General features: G+C 49.1%; 6 protein-coding genes. 1 reads left to right on the top strand and 5 read right to left on the bottom strand.

Annotation, left to right across the window (positions count from 1 at the left end; all coding sequences use genetic code 11):
* The first annotated feature begins 44 nt into the window (after positions 1-44).
* Positions 45-1,220 carry a proline dehydrogenase family protein gene (locus BQ7394_RS17265; protein WP_075558564.1) on the top strand — a complete coding sequence of 392 codons (1,176 nt, stop codon included), beginning with the start codon at positions 45-47 and terminating at the stop codon, positions 1,218-1,220.
* A gap of 1,165 nt (positions 1,221-2,385) precedes the next feature.
* Here the strand turns inward: BQ7394_RS17265 and proC are convergent.
* From proC to BQ7394_RS17230, 5 genes are all read right to left on the bottom strand, one after another.
* Positions 2,386-3,189 (bottom strand): pyrroline-5-carboxylate reductase, encoded by an 804-nt coding sequence (gene proC, locus BQ7394_RS17260; RefSeq protein WP_075558563.1) that lies wholly within the window; start codon positions 3,187-3,189, stop codon positions 2,386-2,388.
* Between the two features lie 9,898 nt (positions 3,190-13,087).
* On the bottom strand, positions 13,088-13,939 hold the full coding sequence (locus tag BQ7394_RS17250) for a DUF6261 family protein (RefSeq protein WP_075558561.1): 852 nt from the start codon (positions 13,937-13,939) through the stop codon (positions 13,088-13,090).
* Between the two features lie 2,417 nt (positions 13,940-16,356).
* Entirely contained in the window at positions 16,357-17,310 is a 954-nt protein-coding gene (locus BQ7394_RS17240) for a hypothetical protein (RefSeq protein WP_075558559.1), read from the bottom strand.
* 25 nt (positions 17,311-17,335) lie between these two features.
* A complete protein-coding gene (locus tag BQ7394_RS17235; protein WP_075558558.1) occupies positions 17,336-17,848 on the bottom strand; it encodes a hypothetical protein in 513 nt (170 codons plus the stop codon).
* A gap of 72 nt (positions 17,849-17,920) precedes the next feature.
* Positions 17,921-19,672 (bottom strand): hypothetical protein, encoded by a 1,752-nt coding sequence (locus tag BQ7394_RS17230; RefSeq protein ID WP_075558557.1) that lies wholly within the window; start codon positions 19,670-19,672, stop codon positions 17,921-17,923.
* Between the last annotated feature and the right edge of the window lie 53 nt (positions 19,673-19,725).

Here is a 19,725-nt window from a genome sequence, read left to right as displayed (position 1 = left end):
GTCGACTGTCAACTGTTATCTGCCAACTCTTAAAATCAAATACTATGTTAGACTTTGATAATACCGAGATTGCTTTTTCATCTAAATCGCAATCAGAATTGAAAAACGCTTATTTACTGTTTAATACAATCAAATACCCGTGGCTGGTAAAGTGTGCAAGTGTAGCCAGCAATATTGCCTTAAAGATCCATTTTCCTTTGGCCTGGGCTGTGAAGCCTACTTTATATAAACAGTTTGTAGGAGGGGAAACACTTCAGGACTGTACGAAGGCTATCGACCATCTCCGACAATTCAATGTACGTTCCACCCTCGACTTTTCGGCTGAAGGCGAACAGACTCCTGAAGGTATCCAGGCTACATTCGAAGAGACGATACGTTCGATCGACTTTGCCAAAGGTAATTCTAATCTGGCTTATGCTGTTTTCAAACCTTCTACCATTACGACCGATGAGCTACTTGCCAAAGCTTCTGAAAAACGAAGTGAGTTGACCATAGAAGAGGTAAAAGCATTCCGCGAATTCAGGGAACGTTTCATGGCTTTCTGCCAGCGTGCTTATGAGAATGATGTACGTCTGATCGTGGATGCCGAAGATTATTGTTTCCAGGATGCCCTGGACGAACTGACCGACGAGGCGATGCGGAAATACAATAAAAAGCGTGCCATCGTATTCGCAACTTTGCAGATGTATCGTCACGACCGTATGCCGTATCTGCGGCGTATATTGGATGATGCCAAAGAAAAGGGGTATATAGCCGGTGTTAAGTTCGTACGTGGTGCTTATATGGAAGCAGAGCGTGCGCGTGCTGCCGCATTGGGTTATCCTGATCCTATCTGCAAAGATAAAAAGACTACGGACGAGAATTTTAATGAAGCTGTTCGCTTCACTATGGATCATCTGGATCATTTTGAAATGTTTATGGGAACTCATAATGAAGAGAGTAACTATAAACTGGCCAAACTGATGGACGAAAAAGGCATTAAGCGTGATGACCAGCGTATTTACTTTGCCCAGTTGCTTGGTATGAGTGATAATATTTCATTCAACCTGGCACACGAAGGTTTTAATGTGACAAAATATGTTCCGTACGCCCCGGTAAGAGATGTATTACCTTACCTGATCCGTCGGGCAGAGGAAAACACTTCGGTTGCAGGACAGACAAGTCGCGAATTGAAGATGTTACAATCGGAAATGAATCGGCGTAAGAATGCTAAAAAATAATCCTTTGTAGTAAATTCGCATGAATGTCTCATCTGTCACTGTCTTCAAAGGCTTTATTGATAGTGTATTACAGTGAAGGAGATACATAAAATAAAAGTCCGGTCTTTTAAAATCAAAAGACCGGACTTTTGTTTGTAAAAGACTGGTCTTAACATTTCAAAACACCGGTACTTTTTTGTCCGATGTTTATTTCTTCTTGGCGGATAACTATTTCTGGATTTACAGCACACCTGTATTACTGCAATAACACAATAGTGCTAGTAGTAGTAAGACTATTGTGTCAGGATACCTGAGTATATAGTGCTACCTCCTTTTCTGACTATAGGGGAATGCCTGTTACCCTTAAGGGTATGATCCGATAGGATATAGAGAATAAGCCGCTACCCTACAGGGAAAAATACATACGTTTTATTTTTAAAAGCCTTAAGTCTTTTCCGGAATAGTAAGGTAGCGATTTCGAAATGGGTAGTTACTTGTTTCATAATAGATAGGCACTCATTTAAAATCGCAGCCGACCCATTTTTAATGGGTGCCGGAGTTAGTTTATCCAGATGTAGCTGCCAGTAAATACCTATTTAGAAAAAAGTTTTTTGAAATAAAGGTTCATATCATTCATTTCTTGGGTATATGTCTGGTAACATGTATGTTATAGTATGAACCCTGATCGAAATTTGGGTTCATACAGTGAATGCAGGTGAATGCAAAAAAAGATATGCATTCATCTGCTCGTGTATTGTATATCAATGAGTTTGCCGTTTATGAACCCATGAACCCAGTTTTTAGGAAACATTTATATTTTAGAAAAAGGTGAGTCTTTTTTATGAGGCTCCGCCTCATGCCGCAGGCTCTATTTTGCCGTCGGTTTTTAACCGACGGATATAAAAGACAGGAGGCAAAGCCTCTTCCTTTGTGGGCTTAAGCCCCTTTAAAGCAGGGGCTAGCATTATATGCCTAAAGGGGTTAAAACCCACAGAGGAATCCGGCAAAGCCGGGGCATTTAATCTATCCGTCGGTTAAAAACCGACGGCAAAAGAGAGCCTGCGGCACAAGGCGTTGCCTTGTAATGAAAGATAGCTCACATCTGATAATAACTGTCAACTGTCACTTGTCAACTTCAGAAATATTTCATTTCTGACAAATTCTGAATCAATTTATAATTCTCTTTTTATTTACTGGCTTTCAATCCTCTGATGACAGAAGAGGTGAAACCGGATAGTTCCATTTCATTCAACCCTTTGATTGTTATACCGCCGGGAGTGGTGACTTTGTCGATTTCCATTTCCGGGTTACTTTTGTTTTCCAATAGCAGGTCGGTTGCTCCTTTTACGGTGTGGACAACGATTTCCTGTGCCTGCTTCGGATAGAAACCCAATTCGACGCCACCTTCGATGGCGGCACGGATATAACGAAGGGCGAAAGCTATACCGCTGGAAGCCAAAGCCGTACCGGCACCCATCAGGCGCTCTTCAACCAACATGGCATTACCAAGCTCATTGAATATATTGATAATCAGTTCGCTCTGTTCCGGTGTCGCGTTATGGGCGGAGACAAAAGTCATACTGCTCAGTACCTCGATAGCCGTGTTAGGCATGATACGGAAAAGGGCCGGGGTTACCCAGTCTTCGTAACTGGTATTTTTGGTGAGATAAGAATTCAGTGTATCGAAGGTGATGCCGGCAGCCACTGAAACGATGATCTGTTTGTCGTAATCGAGCACTCCTTTTACCTGGTCGATGATCTCTTCCACCCGCCAGGGCTTTACCGCGATGACGATGATGTCTGCTCCTTTAACAGCTTCGATGTTGTTGAGCGACAACACGAAATCAGGATTGGCTGCTTTCATTTTGTCCAACGTTGCTTGCGACTGTGCCGTACAGGTGATATCCGATGCTTTGAACATATTTCCTTTTGCCAGTCCCCGGGCGATAGCACCACCGATATTTCCGGCTCCGATGATAGTTATTTTCATGATCTTCTGTTTATTCGTGTTTGTAAAAGTAAGGTGTAAAAGTAGGGAAACTTTTGGACTTGGCGGTTGTCTTTCCTGCAAAATGTGATGATACAAAACATACACGCTCGCAGACGATAGGATTTCCATCCATAAATCTGCGAGCGTATTCTGTGTCATCAGCGTTCTTTAAGGCTGACTTATAGGCGCATATTAGCGGACAGACACCTTGCGGGATGCCAGGCGTTTACCCTCTTTGTCGATTACTTCCAGCATGACTACGTAGCCGGGCAGGTCGTACTCTTCGCGGTAGTTGGTGGCCGGATGGCTGAACAGGCGTTGTCCGGACAGCTCATACCAGTTGACGATTGCCTTTTCCGGCAGACCTTCGACGACGACTTTGCCCGGAGCCTTCCGGTAGGCCTGTATTTCCGACAGTACTTCGCCGACCGTTCCGTTGAAGCTCAGACGGAAACGACCTTCCACCTCGCCGGAGCGGAGGGCGGAGAAGGTGTAGCCGCCGTTCTTCAGGTCTACCGACTTGCCCGCATGCAGGTCTTGCAGGATGACACTGTCGTATGCGTCCGCCGGACAGTCATCAGGCAAGGCAATCGTATAGCTTCCTTCGCGGCCGATGCGTACGCCCAGGTCGAGGATACCTTTTTCGTCGACAGCCGAGAGGAGCGAATAGCGTCCGCCGTCGCGTGCGATGTAAATCTGCGGGACTTCCTCTGCGTAGCTCATCCACTTCACGCCGTCGGTGGCGATGTCGAAGTCGTACGATGCCTCGGGTGTCGGCACGGCAGTCAGCTCGATCACGTCTTCTTCCGTTGCGCTGCGGGTGAGGGCGGACGAGATGCCGATGGCGAGGTTACCGCTACGGAGCGTGTTTTCGTCAGCAGGGGCGGAGGGTGCTTCTACGGGAATCGACTCCTCCGTTTTCAATGTTGCCGTTTGTGTGAAGAAGGCATCACCGGCGGGCAGGGAGCCTGAAACAGTAGCTCCGGTTTCGTTCCAGGTTTGTAGGGACTTATACGTTTTATCAGCAACCGTGTAGATAACCCGTCCGTATTTCATATCACTGAAGTTCATGGCACAGAGGTAGGGGGAACCTGTCAGGTTCCAACCCATGTTTTCCTTGTGGGTGAATCGTTCGCCGGATGCACCTCCCCAGTTTGTATGGTTGTGCTGTGTCAAGATGATCTCCTTGGGAACATTGTTGCCTTCTTCATAGCTGTTTCCATAGAAACGGACAGAAACAGGATCAGTTCCAGCTGTGTTGTCCAAAAGAACGCCTTCTGCCGGAGTTGTTGTTGTTGTCCAGGCTTCGGAGTGCTCTTCTTTTTTGAATTTGAAGGCGTATTGCGCCCGCTTGTTTCCGTCATATTCTTGTATGGTAAAATCGCCAGGTTTCTCTACCTTAGTCACCATGAACGGCACATACGCCAGGTCAACCTGACTTTTTCCCACTGTTCGTTCGACGGCTAAGTTGTTCAAGTCGATACTTTGACCGTTCCCACGTAAACCGGCTCTGTGTTTGAGCAGCAGGAAGCCGGGGGAGAAGGGATTTATTTCGGTATATTCCTTGTCAAGTTTGAGTTCGACACCGGCATTGACATAGACAGCGGTTTTTCCGTGAGGGTAGTCGTCGTTGGTGACAGTTTGGTCTGCCGTTACCAGCCAGGTTTCGAAGCAGCCGTTGTCTACGTTATGACGGATACGTGAGTTACCGGCGAGGTCGCGGGAGTGACCGACTTTAGTGATAAATTCATTGGTTTTATCATTGTTACCTTTGTCAATGTTTGTTTCATCATTTTCATTCAACTGATATTTCCAATGTTCATCTTTGATATAGTTGTTTTCTGCGGCAGAAGCACGGTTGTTAGTACTGGACATCGTGTTATTGATATTTCCGGTCGCAGTCACATTGACAGCCTGGCAGCTCACATCACCGATTACTAACGAATTGTAGAGAGTGCCGTTGGTTCCTGTAACATTTCCCGTAACAACCGAAGTAGACAATATACCCGCATCGACAGTTGTTGTGCCTGTCACTTCGAAGCCGTCCACTACGGCATCTGCCGTTATACTTAGGCCGTCGATGGTCGAGCGTTTGTCACTTTCCAGCGTACCCAAGCGTTTAGACAAAATCTCGGTTGGAGTTTTTCCTGTTTCACCATTCATGCCACCGTACACTTTGACATTGGCAAACGGCACTTTCAAGTCGGTTGTATTTACTTCTCTGTCGACAAATACGTAGCCGACTTTCTTTGTCTCATCGTCTTCTACTGGACCACTACTATAGACACCGGCCAGGTTGACGGCAGATTGCAAGTCTGACAGCGGACTATCCCACGATTTGCCGTCACCGGCTGCAATGCCCTGTTTTACATATAAGATTTCGCTCAGTTCGGAAGCAAACTCATACGCACCGACATCAATCGTTCCGGAGAAACGGGGGTTGTTGGCGAGGTCGCGGTCGTTCTTAGTTAAACCAGCTTCTGTGTATTTATCATCTTTACCTTTATCTAATAAAGACATACTCGGGCGGATGCTGTAATCCCTTTTCGCTATATCATCATTTTTCGGGTCGACGAAGTTTGGACCGGATTGCGGGTCGTTGTTGGCAATATTTTGGGAGATAGCAACATTGCCATCACCTTCGACCGGAGTTAACGTATTAGTCGTATTCCAAGAAACCGTATTGTAAACCTTCGGAGTTCCATTGATGTCCGTCTCATTATTAGCAAACGTAGCATTAACCACAGTCGTATTACTACCGGCTTTCAACCCTGTTCCTCCATCTGCAAACAGCGTGTTGGCTATCAAGACGGTTCCACCATCGGAGATGTCGATACCCGTGCCGTTGTTGTTGCGGGTGGCGATGTTTTTCAGCGTCAGGTTACTGCCGTCGGAAGTGGAGGCTTTAATACCTATCTCATTGTTATCATTTTGCGTTCCATCATTCAGAAGGGTGAAGCCTTCGATGTGCAGGTTTTTACCGTTGGTGGTGCAATTCAACAAGGTTTGAGTTTTGCCCGCCGAATTTGGATTGACGGTTATCACTGACGGTTTGCTGAAATCCTGTATATCGCCGCTACCCGTGCAGGAGCCGAGAATGGTCAATGATGTTAAAAACGTAGATTCTCCGTTAAGTGAGAAGCTGAATACTTCTCCACCATCTCCTACTCGCGGGGCTGTGTACTCACCGGCTTTGACGTAAATCGTTTTCAGCCCCTTTGTATTAGTACTTGCCGGGTTGCTTAATGCAGAGAGTGCTCCTTGGAAATTAGAAGTTGCATTTTCCCAGCTGGAACCGTCTCCAAGTCCGGCATCTTCGGTGGCAACGTAGACAAAATCGCGGTTCTCTAGGTTTTGCGGGTATTGATACTCGTAGAAGCCGATGTCGATAGGTTTATTTGGAGACGGATTTTGATGGTCGGTAGGTGGACCGATATAGCGGTTGACACCGCTGATATAGATCTCTTTATAATCTGTAGCATTAGCAATTTCCGCTCCCCACCACTTATCATAAGTACCTTCTGGGGTGTTACCATTAGAAGGTTCATACCCATCTCCACCATCCGTCAGCACGGAAATAGCACCCGGATTCCAAAGGGCAGTTACGCTATATCCGTCAAGTCCTGCCTTGTCTGAAGGTGCACGGAAACGCGGGCCGTTGGCTGCCATGTTTTCTGTGTTGAGCTGGATATTGTTATCCGAATTATCCGTGAAGATTTCAGCAGCCGAATAGGTGACTTCTGCATCTGTCGGCAACAAATAGCTACCTCCTTCATTCCCCCAGAAAACCGTGTTGGTGATGGTCATGGGGGTTGTAGTTCCGGTAGTTCCTGTTCTATACAACGCGCTATATTCTGCTGCCTTGTTACGTACAATCGTGTTGTTGATTAGGTTGACGGTTGTATTGCCGTAGACAGACAGGGCACCACCGTAACCTTCCGACTCGTTGTTTGCCCAAAGGGTGTTGGCGGCGTAGAGGGCGGCTTGGGGATTTCCGCCTCCGGTTGCTATAACGGTGACGGCGCCTCCACGGAGTTCTTCTGTAATAATCGGATTATCGACCGTACCGTTGCCCGAGAGGATTGTGCCGAATAGCTTCAGTGTTGCGTTGCGCACGTAGATAGCTCCGCCGCGCATAGCCTTGTTGTTGAGCAGGCGGCAGCGAACCAGTGTATAAGGCACATTGTTTGAATAGATACCGCCTCCGAAGCCGACTTCGTTACTGGTGTGGCTGCCTGTCTCTGAAGTTGTAATCTTTATTTCATTCAAAGTCTCCCCGTCCTGTACGGTCAACCCGTCGAGCGTTACGCCAGTCGCTGTTGTTGCCGTTGCCGAACTGTAGAGCACATGGTACACGTTCTTTACAGTGGAAGAAACGTTCACCTTTCCGGAGAGGATTGTCTGGTTGGCAAGCTCCCAGGGTTCAAGCAGGTTGTTGCTGTTCTGGTCACCGAGATCACGTGCGTTAAGCTTGGCTGTGACGTCCTCATTACCGATGGGTGTGACGCCAATGTCACCTCCTGTTGCCGGAATTGTTTCAATACCATACGCATAATTCTCATCTCCCGTAAATCCGCCGAACAGCTTGACGTTATCGGGGATAACGAATGAGTTCTGCCGCTGGTCAATTGTTTCAGTGTTGGCATCCGTACGGCGGTAGGTCGGTTTGTAGGTACCTTGGCTTATCCAGATTTCGAAAGGAATGTCGGAGTATTTTCCACTCTCAAGCTCCCTTACCTGCTTGATATACGCCAGTGCATCGTCCAGATGCGTAAGGGAGGTATGGAAAGAACGGCCTAAATAGTAGCTTTCATCGCTTCCTGCTGTCAACGAAACCCGTGTACCGGTAGAGACGAAGATACGGCGGACAATATCGTCTGCACTATTCGGCATTTTCATATTACCGCCCAGATACGCATAAGCTCCGGCATCGACGCGTGTTTCACTTTCATCGGCGCGTGGGATTCCCTGCATGTCGTATTTTGCCACTTGAATTATCTCTTCGCCTGCTGTTTGGAAGGCTGTGATAGGACCACCATTGATTAAGACCGAGTAGGCTTTCGGGCGATAATAGTTGGCGAAATAGAGGGCCTCGTCGCTTTCCATCGAATAGTTCAAGAAGTTACCCGGCATTTCGTAGGTCTCTACGTAACAGTTGTTGAAGGGGTAAAATAGACCGCCGGCGATTTCTGTACCTCCATTAGGACCACCGGCTTCGTTTACGATCTTTCTCAGAAGCTCGTTGCCAAACGCAGTAGACAAGTCGCCGCTGACGTTCTTGCCTGACGGGGCAGTGTTTCCCCAAACGACGGTGTTGATTACGCAGCCAGCCTGATCTTCCAGGTAGATACCGCCGCCTATTTGGCTGGCAGTGTTTGCAGCCAAGGTAGAGGAAACTATGAGCGAACCGTTCCCATCTATGGCATTCTCATTATCCAGATAGATACCTGCACCTTCATCGGCTTTGTTTTCCATCACGCCGCATCCCGTCACCAGGCCTCCGGGCAATACATAAAGACCGCCTCCCTGAATAGCTTCGTTGTTGCGGACCACGCAGTTGCGCACGTGGGCGTAGGCAGGCACGATGGCTCCTCCGCCGCGGGTCTTGGAGTTGCCGACACCGGCTTGCGAAGTGGCACGTCCGCCTTCCAGGTAGAGGCCGTCGATGATGGTAGCGCCGGTCTCGGCGGTTGTACCCTTTGGGGAGTCGCCGAAGGTGACGGCGTGGTAGCCGTTTACTGTTTGCCCGCCTTTGATGGCGATAGGTGAGAGGACGGTCATGTACCGGGCGGCATCGCGGTTGTCACCTTCTTTGAAATTTTCCGTATAGCCACCCATTACCGTTACGCCGTAGGGGATAACGAAGGTATAGCTTTGCGGGTCGTTCGGGTCGTAAAGGGTGTTTGCCCAATAGATATTGTCGGTATTCGTGTCACCGCTGGTGGCGTTTTCGTAGCCTGCCAGTTTGACGATGGCTGTTTCTCCTAGGGCAGCACGCGCTCCAGCTGCATACAGAATCTCCTGCAGCTTCATGCGGCAGGCTGCGTTCTCCGGAGACGAGCCGTCGGCAAGACCATTGCCGGGGATGGTGACGTAGTAGGTATAAGTGGTAATAGTTCCACTTGTCGTTACTTCAGGCTTTATGTTTGCCAAATTGTTTTTCTCGTAAGCACCGATGTCTATCGTACAGTCTTTGATACGGTCGGTGTAGTCCATGTCGTATTCAGGGAGGGTTATATAGTCTCCCCACCGATCTGTTGCAAGAATTTCTCGCGGTGTGCCGTTACCTGTGTTGATACAGGGAGAGCCATCTCTTAAACTGTAGTTGTCTTCCAACTTTGGATCATCTGTGATTATATTGTAGAACATCAAATTTTGTATGGAATTAGGATTCGTGGGTTTATTAGTTCCTGTGCCATACATATCGTTTGCTGTTGAATGATTATTAAAAGATCCGTTACAAATGGCTTTGTCCGGAATACAGCAGTTAAACATACGTAGCTTAGCTTCGATACTGATTTGATAGTTGTCTTTGATAGTAGTGTTCCCATAAATAATGGAATTGTAGATAGACAAGTTACCATCATTGAAGTAATTTCCGACATGGATTGCTGACCCTCCTTTGTTTTGGGTAACAGTGTTGTTATAAAAGTTTCCGACTTCGATGTATACTCCGGATCCCCATTTATTATAACTATTTTCAGTCCATGGATTATTATTCTCGTGAGCTAGCAAGTTATTTGCATAGATGCAGTTGTATGTAGTACCGCCACGAAGATAAAGTCCACCACCGTAGATAAATCCTGCTTCGGTTTGGATAGAATTTTCTTCTATTCTGCAATTGATTAATGTCCCGCCATTACAGAAGACACCACCGCCACGACCGGTACCGGCTCTGTTTATGTTATTTCGGATGATACAGTTTTCGAGTACGCCTTTTTGACGTAACGCGACACCTGCACCACCATCACGTTGATGATCGATTTGTACACGTCCGTTTTGGATAATGAAACCATCCCATTTGGTTTCTAAGGTAAAGCCGGTTAATTCTTGATTTGTGTTTTCCATATTACTATGTCCTGTACCACTAAAATACGGCATAGGCTGTGTTAATACGCGGCGTGTTTTGTGTGCTACATCATAGTTCCTGTTCAAATTATATATAGAAGAGGTATATGTATTTTCTCTCTCATCATACACTTTATCTGCAAATGGAGTACTCTCATCAATGTTTTCATTTGTTTGGATGATCGTTTCATACAGACGCGGCTGTCTATCTTCACTGCCGGGAGCACCTTCTGCCGGGAAACCTCCCAGTACATCGACACCGTCACGCATGAAGAAGCCTGCGGCGCTGGTGTATTCTCCTGCGGCTACCCATACTTGCGGGCGTTCGCTGGTTTGGGTGTATTTCGCATCCAGGACAGGGTATGATAAAGGATTATAACTATTTATTTGTTGATACTGGCCACCTCTCCATGTCCATATACCATTGGTTTTTCTTTCATAGTTAATATCTCCGTTTCCTTCTTTTCTCACCATCTTCAAATAAGCCTGGTTGACGGCATACTGAAGACCGGTAATATAGTATGTATTACGATTACTGTACACATTTGTTCCTATATGATCGTGGTCTATCCCATCGTCTGTACCGTAGTTCGCATTACCGTTGATAGCATTTTCCCAGGATGAACCGTCACGGGAGGTTCCGTCGGGATGCTTTTGGCTGGTATCATCATACATACGTACATATATAATATTCCCACTCTTAGGCAACTCCGCCTCATACGCCCCCAAGTCCGGAGTACCTCCCAAGTCACGGGCGTTTTGGGCAATATCCAGTGCAGGGTTGTTGTTTAAGTTGGTTCCTTTATTGATGATTGCGCCGGCTGCCTCTACCGAGCTTGTCAGCGGGCGGAAGTTGGAATAACCGCCCAGATAAGTATCGAAGCCGAGCGTGGCACCCGGGGCATTGGTCGGGTTGGCGAAGTTGGCTGAGGTGATTTCTAAGTTCAGGCTATTGCCGCCCGTGTTGCCGGCACTGAAGGAGTTGGTGCCGGTAGTGGCGGAAGTTCCTATGTTGTTCACGACCGTGCAATGCAGCAGGGTGACATTTTCGGTCGGGAGGATAGGAGCAGTTTCGTCGGTATTCGTATTGTTGTTGATGACGCAGTTGGTGAGCTTCAACGTAGAACCGTTGGCATTGTCTACCAGGCCGATGGCTGCATTTTCTGCGGCGGTATTGTTTTCGAAGATACAGTCTTTTACTTCGACGGTTGCATCGACACCGATCAGCAAGCCAGCGCCGCGTTTCACTTTGGCGTTGCCTTCCGCATAACCGTTGATGACGTGGAAGCCTTCGATGACGGCATTCGCACCGTCTGCCACTACGATGTTGTGGTAGAGGCCGTCTGCCAGCTCGTTCGCCTTCACGTTGCCGTCGATGAAGGAGCGGTAGAGTGTCGGGTTGTAGGGACGTGCATCGCCCTCAGCATCGGATTCGCGCATAAAACCTCCCTTCAGATGGAGCGTCTGTCCGCCCGGCATCTTCAGGATATTGATGGTCGCTGTCTTCGGGTCGAGGTCGCTGAAGCTGAATCGCGGTTCGATGGTGCCTTCCAGTACGTAGATTTCGAAGGTTTTGTCCTTGGCTTCGGAATTGTTTGATTGTGAGACGAAATACTCGATCGCCTCATTGATGGAACGGTAGCCGTTTGCCCAACTGATGCCGTTATGTTCCGGGTTTGTACATTCCACGTCGACATAGATGCGCCAGATATCGCCACCTATCACTGTGTGCGTTATGTTTGTCGCCTGAATCTCCGAAACCCCCAGTGCAGGCTTTTGGAAGAACGGGTCGCCCCATAAATCCAGCTCGGGAGAGACGACGATTTCTTCGGGGAAGTTGCCCAATACCATGCCTCGCGCACGCAGGTTCGAGCCTCGTGCCGGCTTCCAGAAGTAATCGATTTCTCGCCAGTCAGGTTGCACGCCGAAGGTCGTAAGCAATAGCCCGTCGCTGGTAAATGTTTTGCCATCGGGTTCAAACTGCGGATATATTTCCCCTTCCTCGGAGGAATTGTTTTCGTCCGCCAGCGCAAGGAGATCCTGTTGCAGCGTGTTGTTCCACACCGCGTTGTTTATGCCTGCCACGGCAGTGTTGTAGAAGCGCACTGTGGAGGTTGTCGGGTCTTTGGCAAACATCGGGATGTGGCGCGAAGTGTTCCCGGTCCCGAAGCGGTTGTTCCAGACAATCGAGTTGATGGTCTGGCCGTATCCGTTGAGGTAGAGACCGCCCGTCTGCGGCGAGTCCGGGTTGGCGGCGTCGATGGGCGAAGGGTTGTGGTTGTTGGTGATGGTCGATTGCAGGATAACGNTCGTCGGCATCTTCAATACCCCGCAGTTCGACGGGATACGCCTCGGCATTGTGCGCCAGTGCGATATGCTCGTGCGCCACGGGCGGCAGCTGCATTTGCAGCGTATGGTGGTTGCCCTCGGGGTTGAGGCCCGTTTTTGCGTGGAGGCTGCCTTCGGTGAGGTAGAAACCCAGCGAGAGGCGGTGGGCCTGGTCGCTGAACATGGGGAGGAGCACTCGCTCCAGTTCCTGTGCCATGGGTTCGGTACCGGGCGCTGTCAGCTCTTCCCTGATGACGTCGCGTGCGGTCGTTGTATTGTCTATTATGGAGTATGAGAGCGTATGAAGGTTCCCGCAATGCGACAGGTCATCATATATGCAGGAAGAACATACCGACAGCGTCAGGCATCCGAATAGCAAATATGTTGTTGTCTTCTTCTTCATCTTGTTGTTTGTCATCTTTTTACTTGTGAGCGGCAGGCCGGTCAAAGCCTGCCGCCCGTGGCATGTTCATGTATGTCGCTGCCCGTGGCGTGTGTCTTGTTAGAGGATAGGACGGTCGTCGTCCTTGTCCGGCTTGTCGTTGCCCTCGTCCGGCTCCGTCTTGCTGACCGGGGCGGAAGAGCGTTGGTTGCGTGCCGCCTGCACGGTGGCGGTCAGCGAGTTAAGGTCGTTGATGAAAGTTGTGCTTTCGATACTGGGTTTGAGCACGTTGCTGGCGAAGGCCAGGTCGGTGATGTCGTCATAGAGCAGGTCGGCCTGCTTGCGCAGCTCCTTGCTGTACTCCAGCGTGCGTGCCGTCGAGCGTGCGGCATCGCGCTGGGCGACGAGTTGTTCGTACATATCATTTTGTGTTTTCAGTTCGTCCATGTAGGGTTGCAGTCCCAGCGTGGCGATAGCTTCGGCAAATTCAGGTTTAGAGAGGTCGGCTAGCATTCCTTTGATAGTGACCGTTTCCTGTGCGACAGGCAGACGGCCCACATTACGGTAGACCTTGGCGGTGTTGTAGAGCAGCTTGCCTGCCTTGCGCTCCGTTTCGAGGGGCAGGGTGGCAGATTTGGCGATGCGGTTGACGATGTATGCCGCCAGGTTGTCGCGCTGCTTGTCTATTTCGGCGAGTTCGTCGGTTTCGACGTGCGAGCGTGTTTCGCGGCTGAGGTCGACGAGTTTTTCGATGAGTTCTTTCAGCCGTGTAATCATCTCAGCGGGAACGGAGAGTGCCGGTGCGCCTAACTCTTTTTCGTCATCGTTTTGCAGGCTTTCGATGACGGGGCGGTCATCTTCTTCTTCGGCTACCAGGGGAAGCAGTTTGATGAAGCGCATCAGGAAGTTGGTGTACTCGGCGTTGTTGAGATTATGTCTTGAAAAGCTTGATATTTGCAAAAATGTTCCCATGATGTTGATGAGTTAATTGTTTATATGGTTTCCGCGTTGCGGAATGGTGTTTGCACTCGTGCAAGTGGCGTTCCCATGATGGGAATGGTGTATGCCAACCTGCAAGCGCTGTTCCCNCCTTGTTGCAATAGACCGCCCCGTTGCCGGTGGCGGTGTTGTTGCTCACCACGGAGGTCGTGAGGATAAGGTATTCCGGATGCGGCTCCCCGTCGAGGTAGTTGCCCGTATGGTCGAGGTACACGCCCCCGCCATTGAGGGAAGCGTTGTTGACGATGGCCGAGCGTAACACGATCCCTGCGTTTTCCATATACACGCCTCCGCCGTTGGCATCGGCGCTGTTGTTGTAAATCAGCGAGGTGTGGACGCGGCCGCCGGCAATGTAGACACCGCCGCCGTTGCCTTTCGCCACGTTGCTGCGCACGATGCTGTTGTGCAGCTCTGCGTTTACGGCAAGGTAGACACCGGCTCCGTGGCCGATCCGGTAGCCTCCGGTGGCGTAGATTTGCGGGGCATTACCGCCTTGTATGGTCACGCCGTCGAGCCGGGTGGTATGCTTGAAGCTGCCTATCGTCATGCCGTCTTCTTCCGGTTCGGGAGCAAACCATACCACATGGGCCGATTCGCCGGCACTCAATGTCCAGCGTTTGGTGGTTTCGTTCCAGCTCAGTAGGCCGCTGTCGTCAACGCCTGTGCTGCGGTAACCGCGCAGGATGGTCTGGTTCTCAAATTCCCACGGAAGGCCGCCGTTTTTTGTCTGACGGTCTTGCAGAGATGTTTCGCCTCCTGCAAATCCGCCGTATACGCTGATACCGTCGCGCATGTAGAAAGAGAGGTACTGGTTGCTGGAGTTTTGGGTGTTGGGTAGTTCCGTGCCGGGCAGGTAGTGTTTCGGTACATATTCGCCTGCGGCTACCCAGACTTCGCCGGCTCCCTTCGTGCCGTCGTCGTATAATTCGTTGATCATCTCTTGCAGGTTACCGGAGGCATGCTCCCAGGAGGAGCCGTCGCCGTTGCCTGTTGCGACTGGCTTCACGTAGCGGATGCGTGCCTCGTTGATTTGCTGGTATTCGTAGGAGCCGATATCGATGGTGTTGACGATGCGCGGGTCGCCCGTCAGGTCGGTGTTGCTTTGCAGGTCGGTTGCATCATAGAAAGTGTCGTTTCCTTTGTCGATGAATGCGGAGCCGAGGGTAGGTTCCCATTCCCAAAGCGGGTAGGCGTTCTTCTGCCAGGAGAAACTAATGTCGAAACCGATGCGTGTCGAGGGCGAGGAGAAGAAAGGCGAAGCCTGATTGTTGTCGTTGTTCTTGTCGCTGACGTAGATGTTACCCTTGTCGTTGTTCTCTTCGTCAAATTCGTGCGCAGCGCAGTGTTGGAACGTGGGTTCATATTGGGAATAGAGCGATGTGTTTCCCCAGATCACCGTGTTCGAGACAGTGGCGGACCGGTCTGTTTGGGCGATGGCATCGATACCCCCGCCCGTATTTCGTACGACGGTGCTGTTGATTACGCTTGCACCGGCAGAAAGGCGTATCCCGCCCTGCTCGTTGTTGAAGATGGAGCAGTTGACCACCTTGCCCGTACCGCCCAGGTAGATGGCACCGCCCGAGTTGGCGAGTGCCACACGGTTGCCCGCGGCGTTGTTGAAAAATTCGCAGTGGCTGATGAGGGAGGTGTTGTTGTTTGTATTGTTAAGCGTGTTAGGATCTACGTAGATGGCGCCACCTAGCGTCCCGTAGTTGTTGAAGAAGACGCATTGCTTGATTTGGTAGTAGTTGACACCCTGGCCGGTGGTGTTGGTGATGAAGATACCGCCGCCGTATTCGTCGGTGCCGTCGGCATGTCCGCCGGTGATGGTGAAGCCGTTGACGACGGTCGGGGCGTTGCCCGTATTTTGCCTGTCGCCCAGGTCGATGGAAAGGACGTGGGTGGCGTTGCCGTTACGCTGGGTGTTCTCCGGGAAAATCAGGAAGGTTTTGTCTACCTCATTGTCCCCTTGCAAGGCACCCGTCAGGACGGAGCGGTAGGTCATACGCGACAGTTTGCCGGAGGTTTGCCGCTCGTTGATACTTGTTTCATTTCCTTTGAAGCCGCCGTATAGCTTGACACCGGCGGGGAGTGTGAAGCCGGTGGTTGTCATATATAATTGGTTCTTGTTGCTAATTTGCTCGAAGCCTTGCACCCATATCTCGTCGCCGGATTGGGCGTCTTCGAGCGCCTTTGCGAGCGTTTTCGTACCGCTCCAAGAGGTTCCGTCTGCTTGACCGTCCGGAGTTACGTAGTGTATGGTTTGTCCTGCCGCCGGCACCGTAGCCGACAGGCATAAAACGGCAAACAGCAGACCGCGCATGTGGCGGACTGCCGTGTTTATCTGTTGTTGAAGTGTATGTAGTTTCATTTGCTTGTTGTTTTAAGGGTTATTGGGGAGTGACTGTATAATTGTTATTACCAGTTTGCACGCCTTTGATGGTGACATTGATTTTGTACCAGCTTTGTCGTTCCAATGTTTGATTGAATGTGAATGTATAGTCACCGGAAACCGTTTCCTGATTGGCTGAAATGGTAAACTTGAAAGACGGTTTGCTTACGCCATCGAGAAACGTATAATGATATTGCCTCCCGTTGCGTTGGCTGATGGGGGAGGTGTTGACAAATTTTATTGGTTCTGCTGTTTCCACTGCTTGCGTGTTGAGGGCAGGGAACAGATAACCCCTTGCCGGTCCGGTAAATGAGAAGTCCGGAACACGCACGTCCGTGAATCCATTTTCATACGCCTCTTTCGCATCCCACTGCACATCGATCTTAGCCGCCAGGCGATTCACTTCCAGATGGGCAGAACTTGGTGTTTCTCCGCCGACTTCGACGTATTCTCCTTCTAGGGTGGGTGTTACATCGGCGGCAAGCGTCAGGAAGTATGCTTTTTCTGCTGTCGTTGGATTATTATCAATGGTATATTGTTCTAATTCAGTAGTTGTTATTGCGGATTCCAATTTGCTGTTCAGATCGGAATGTATTGTTTCCTTATAAGCAATCCCATAAATGCGATACTTTCCGACTGGAACCACCATGGAGAGTTGCTTAGCGTCCGTATATTCATTAGATTCCGGCAAAGCCATATAGTCATCATACGACAGAGACGCTTTCACAACCTCCGTAGTTCCCTCTGTCCCGCCGAATATCACCACCAGCTTGTCCCACTCCAGGTCTTCGCCCGAATCATCTCCCGGGTCGCCCATGGCGCGGGTCGTCGTGTTTTGCGAGACGACGCGGATTTGCACCTCCACCTTGCGGCTGCCGTCGGGGATTTCTTTCGAGCAGCCTGCCGTCAGCAGACCGGCCAGGGCAATTGCTAAATATTTCTTTATATTCATATTTCGTTTTATTTTATTCTCTTACTTACAATTCCAGATCGAAATCGAACCCCGGATTCCAATCCAGCTCCACCGAGACGGTCACGTCTTGCGAGGGAGCAATCTCTCCCCGGTCGTCGACCGTGAAGGAGAGCACCTGCGGAATGCCTGCCCGGAGCGGACGGTCGATATGCAGCGTATTTTTTGTAATCTCCTTGTCCATGCGGATGTAGATATCCACCTCCCAAAGACCCTTGTCGGGCGCAGCCGCAGCCGCCGATTCGTCGCGTGAAGGGAATGCCGCACTGTAGAAAGCCGTCAACCCGCCCGCGTCGGTGCGCAATCCCCGCAGCACGGGCGACCCGTCGAAAAGGAAGAGACTGTCGGAACAGGCACATCCCATGGCCGTCTCGCGCACGTACATCGCCGCCTCGCCCAAGGGAGTGCCGCTAAGGGGGGTGAGCACAATGGCGGCGGCAGTATTCTGCATCGTCAGGCAGATGGTGTCGGTCGACGCTTCGGCGGGCAAGAGGGCATGCCCCATGAAGACGCCCGTCATCTCCGTCTGCGTAGTATCCGCCGGGAGGGTGTTGTAAAAGAAACTNGGGGCGGGCCCGATATGGGGGTGGGGTTATTCGATGTCTACTTCAAATTTGTAACCCTGCTGCCAGCTCAAATCTACGCTCAAGGCAAATTCGAGGTTAGTTGCTGTCAAGTCGGGAACGGTGTTGTAGGCATTTTGTAATGATTTTAATGTCATCTTAGCCGTTGTTTTGTAGTCCGACTGGAAGATAGCATTTACACCCTCTACAGCATCTACGCTACTTTTATTTAACGAAGCTACTACATAGAAAGTTGAGTGTCCCGGTATCTTTTGTCCGTTTGCACCGATAAAAGCATTGTCAGTATTGTTCAGCATTTCCAATACTACTTTTACTTCATTTGTAGTTGGAGAAGTAGGGAATACTAACACTTTGGCAGCATTATCTTCAACTGTATTATCGTAAATAGACTTTTCTGTTACTGTTGCTGTTGAAGGTAAGAAGTTCCAGGCTACGTCTTTCTGTTGTCCGACGATGACACCTTTTAGTTGCAAGCCATCGTTCTGTGTATTAAAATCTTTGCCGTCACGGTCTTTTAAATTATCGTCGTAGTTTAATTCAATATCCAAACGACCCACTGCGTATTGGGCAGAGTGTGCCATGGCAATGAAACCGGGTTGTGAGGTTTTAAGATCTAATGGAGTATTGTAACTTTCTATAAGACCATCTTTCCAGGTAAGCTGTTCGAAAGTTCCTTGTGTATAATCAACCGGATATGTATTTACATAATAATATAATGAAGCCGGAGAAACGTAGGTGTTTTCATCTTCGGTTAGAAATTCACCAGTATTACCATCTTTACCATGCTCTACGAAAGACAATCTATAGTTTGAAGCCGGAGCTTTAGCGTCAGTCAAGGCTGTTGCTAATCCGTCGGTAACAACGGTGTAGCTGAGGTTGGAGATTGTCTCATCTGCATATGTACCAGAAGGTGCAACCGTGAAGATTGTTTGGTTTTCATCTGAATAGATAGCATTCTTGATATTGTCTAATGAGCCATCTCCATCATCATTTGCTTTTTCTCCTATTTGATTGTTGTTTGCCAGCACATACAATTGCGCCATCAAATCAGCAATCTGCATGAAAGAACCACTCTCTGCTGTGTTTAATGAGTTATATAATTTAGTAGTGGTTTGTCCGTCTCTTTTTGTAACGATTACAGGATTGTAGTTGTATAATGCAGTGTAGACATCTTTCAAATAGGCTTCCATTTCTGTTTTGTAATCGTTTGCGTCTACTTCAATTTCTACTAATTCAAAATTGATACTGCTAACATCATTACCATCTGTTGTAGGGAAAGTTGTTTTTATTTTACCCACAGGAGTCTCATAAGCACTTTCTCCATAGAATAGAAAACCTTGAGTTTCTGCATTTAAAGAGACAGCTTGTTTTTGTTTGATGTATTTGGGATCACTTGTCCCTTGGGTTTCAGAACCGATGTCTTGTAAATTTCGGATGGTGATTAGTTGTGAATTTTCTTTCGCTGCATAGTCAGTTGTAGATAAATTATTTATCGAGTAAGATACCAGTTTGATGTTCTGCAAACCATTAAATTGGATTACACCATCAGCACTTGGCTCTTGTACTTCTGTATCGCTTGCTTTAGTCGAAGTTTTCGAAGTGCCGTTGGTCAGGGCAATCGAAATTTCGGTTTGGAACGTTTCTCCGGTTCCCGGTTTTACTGACGGAGTTGGATCATCTTCACCGGAACAGCCTGTGAAAGGCATTGCCAGGGCACATGCTAATGCGCCGACCAGCCATTTTTGATAGTTCTTTTTCATTGTTTTATTCTTATTTAAGTTTATAAATAGTTGTTATCGTTTTATCTGTCAGT

This window comes from Parabacteroides timonensis (genome assembly GCF_900128505.1).
Lineage (GTDB): Bacteria > Bacteroidota > Bacteroidia > Bacteroidales > Tannerellaceae > Parabacteroides > Parabacteroides timonensis.
Note: the sequence above shows the minus strand (reverse complement) of the source record. Positions and strands in the feature narration are given on the sequence as shown.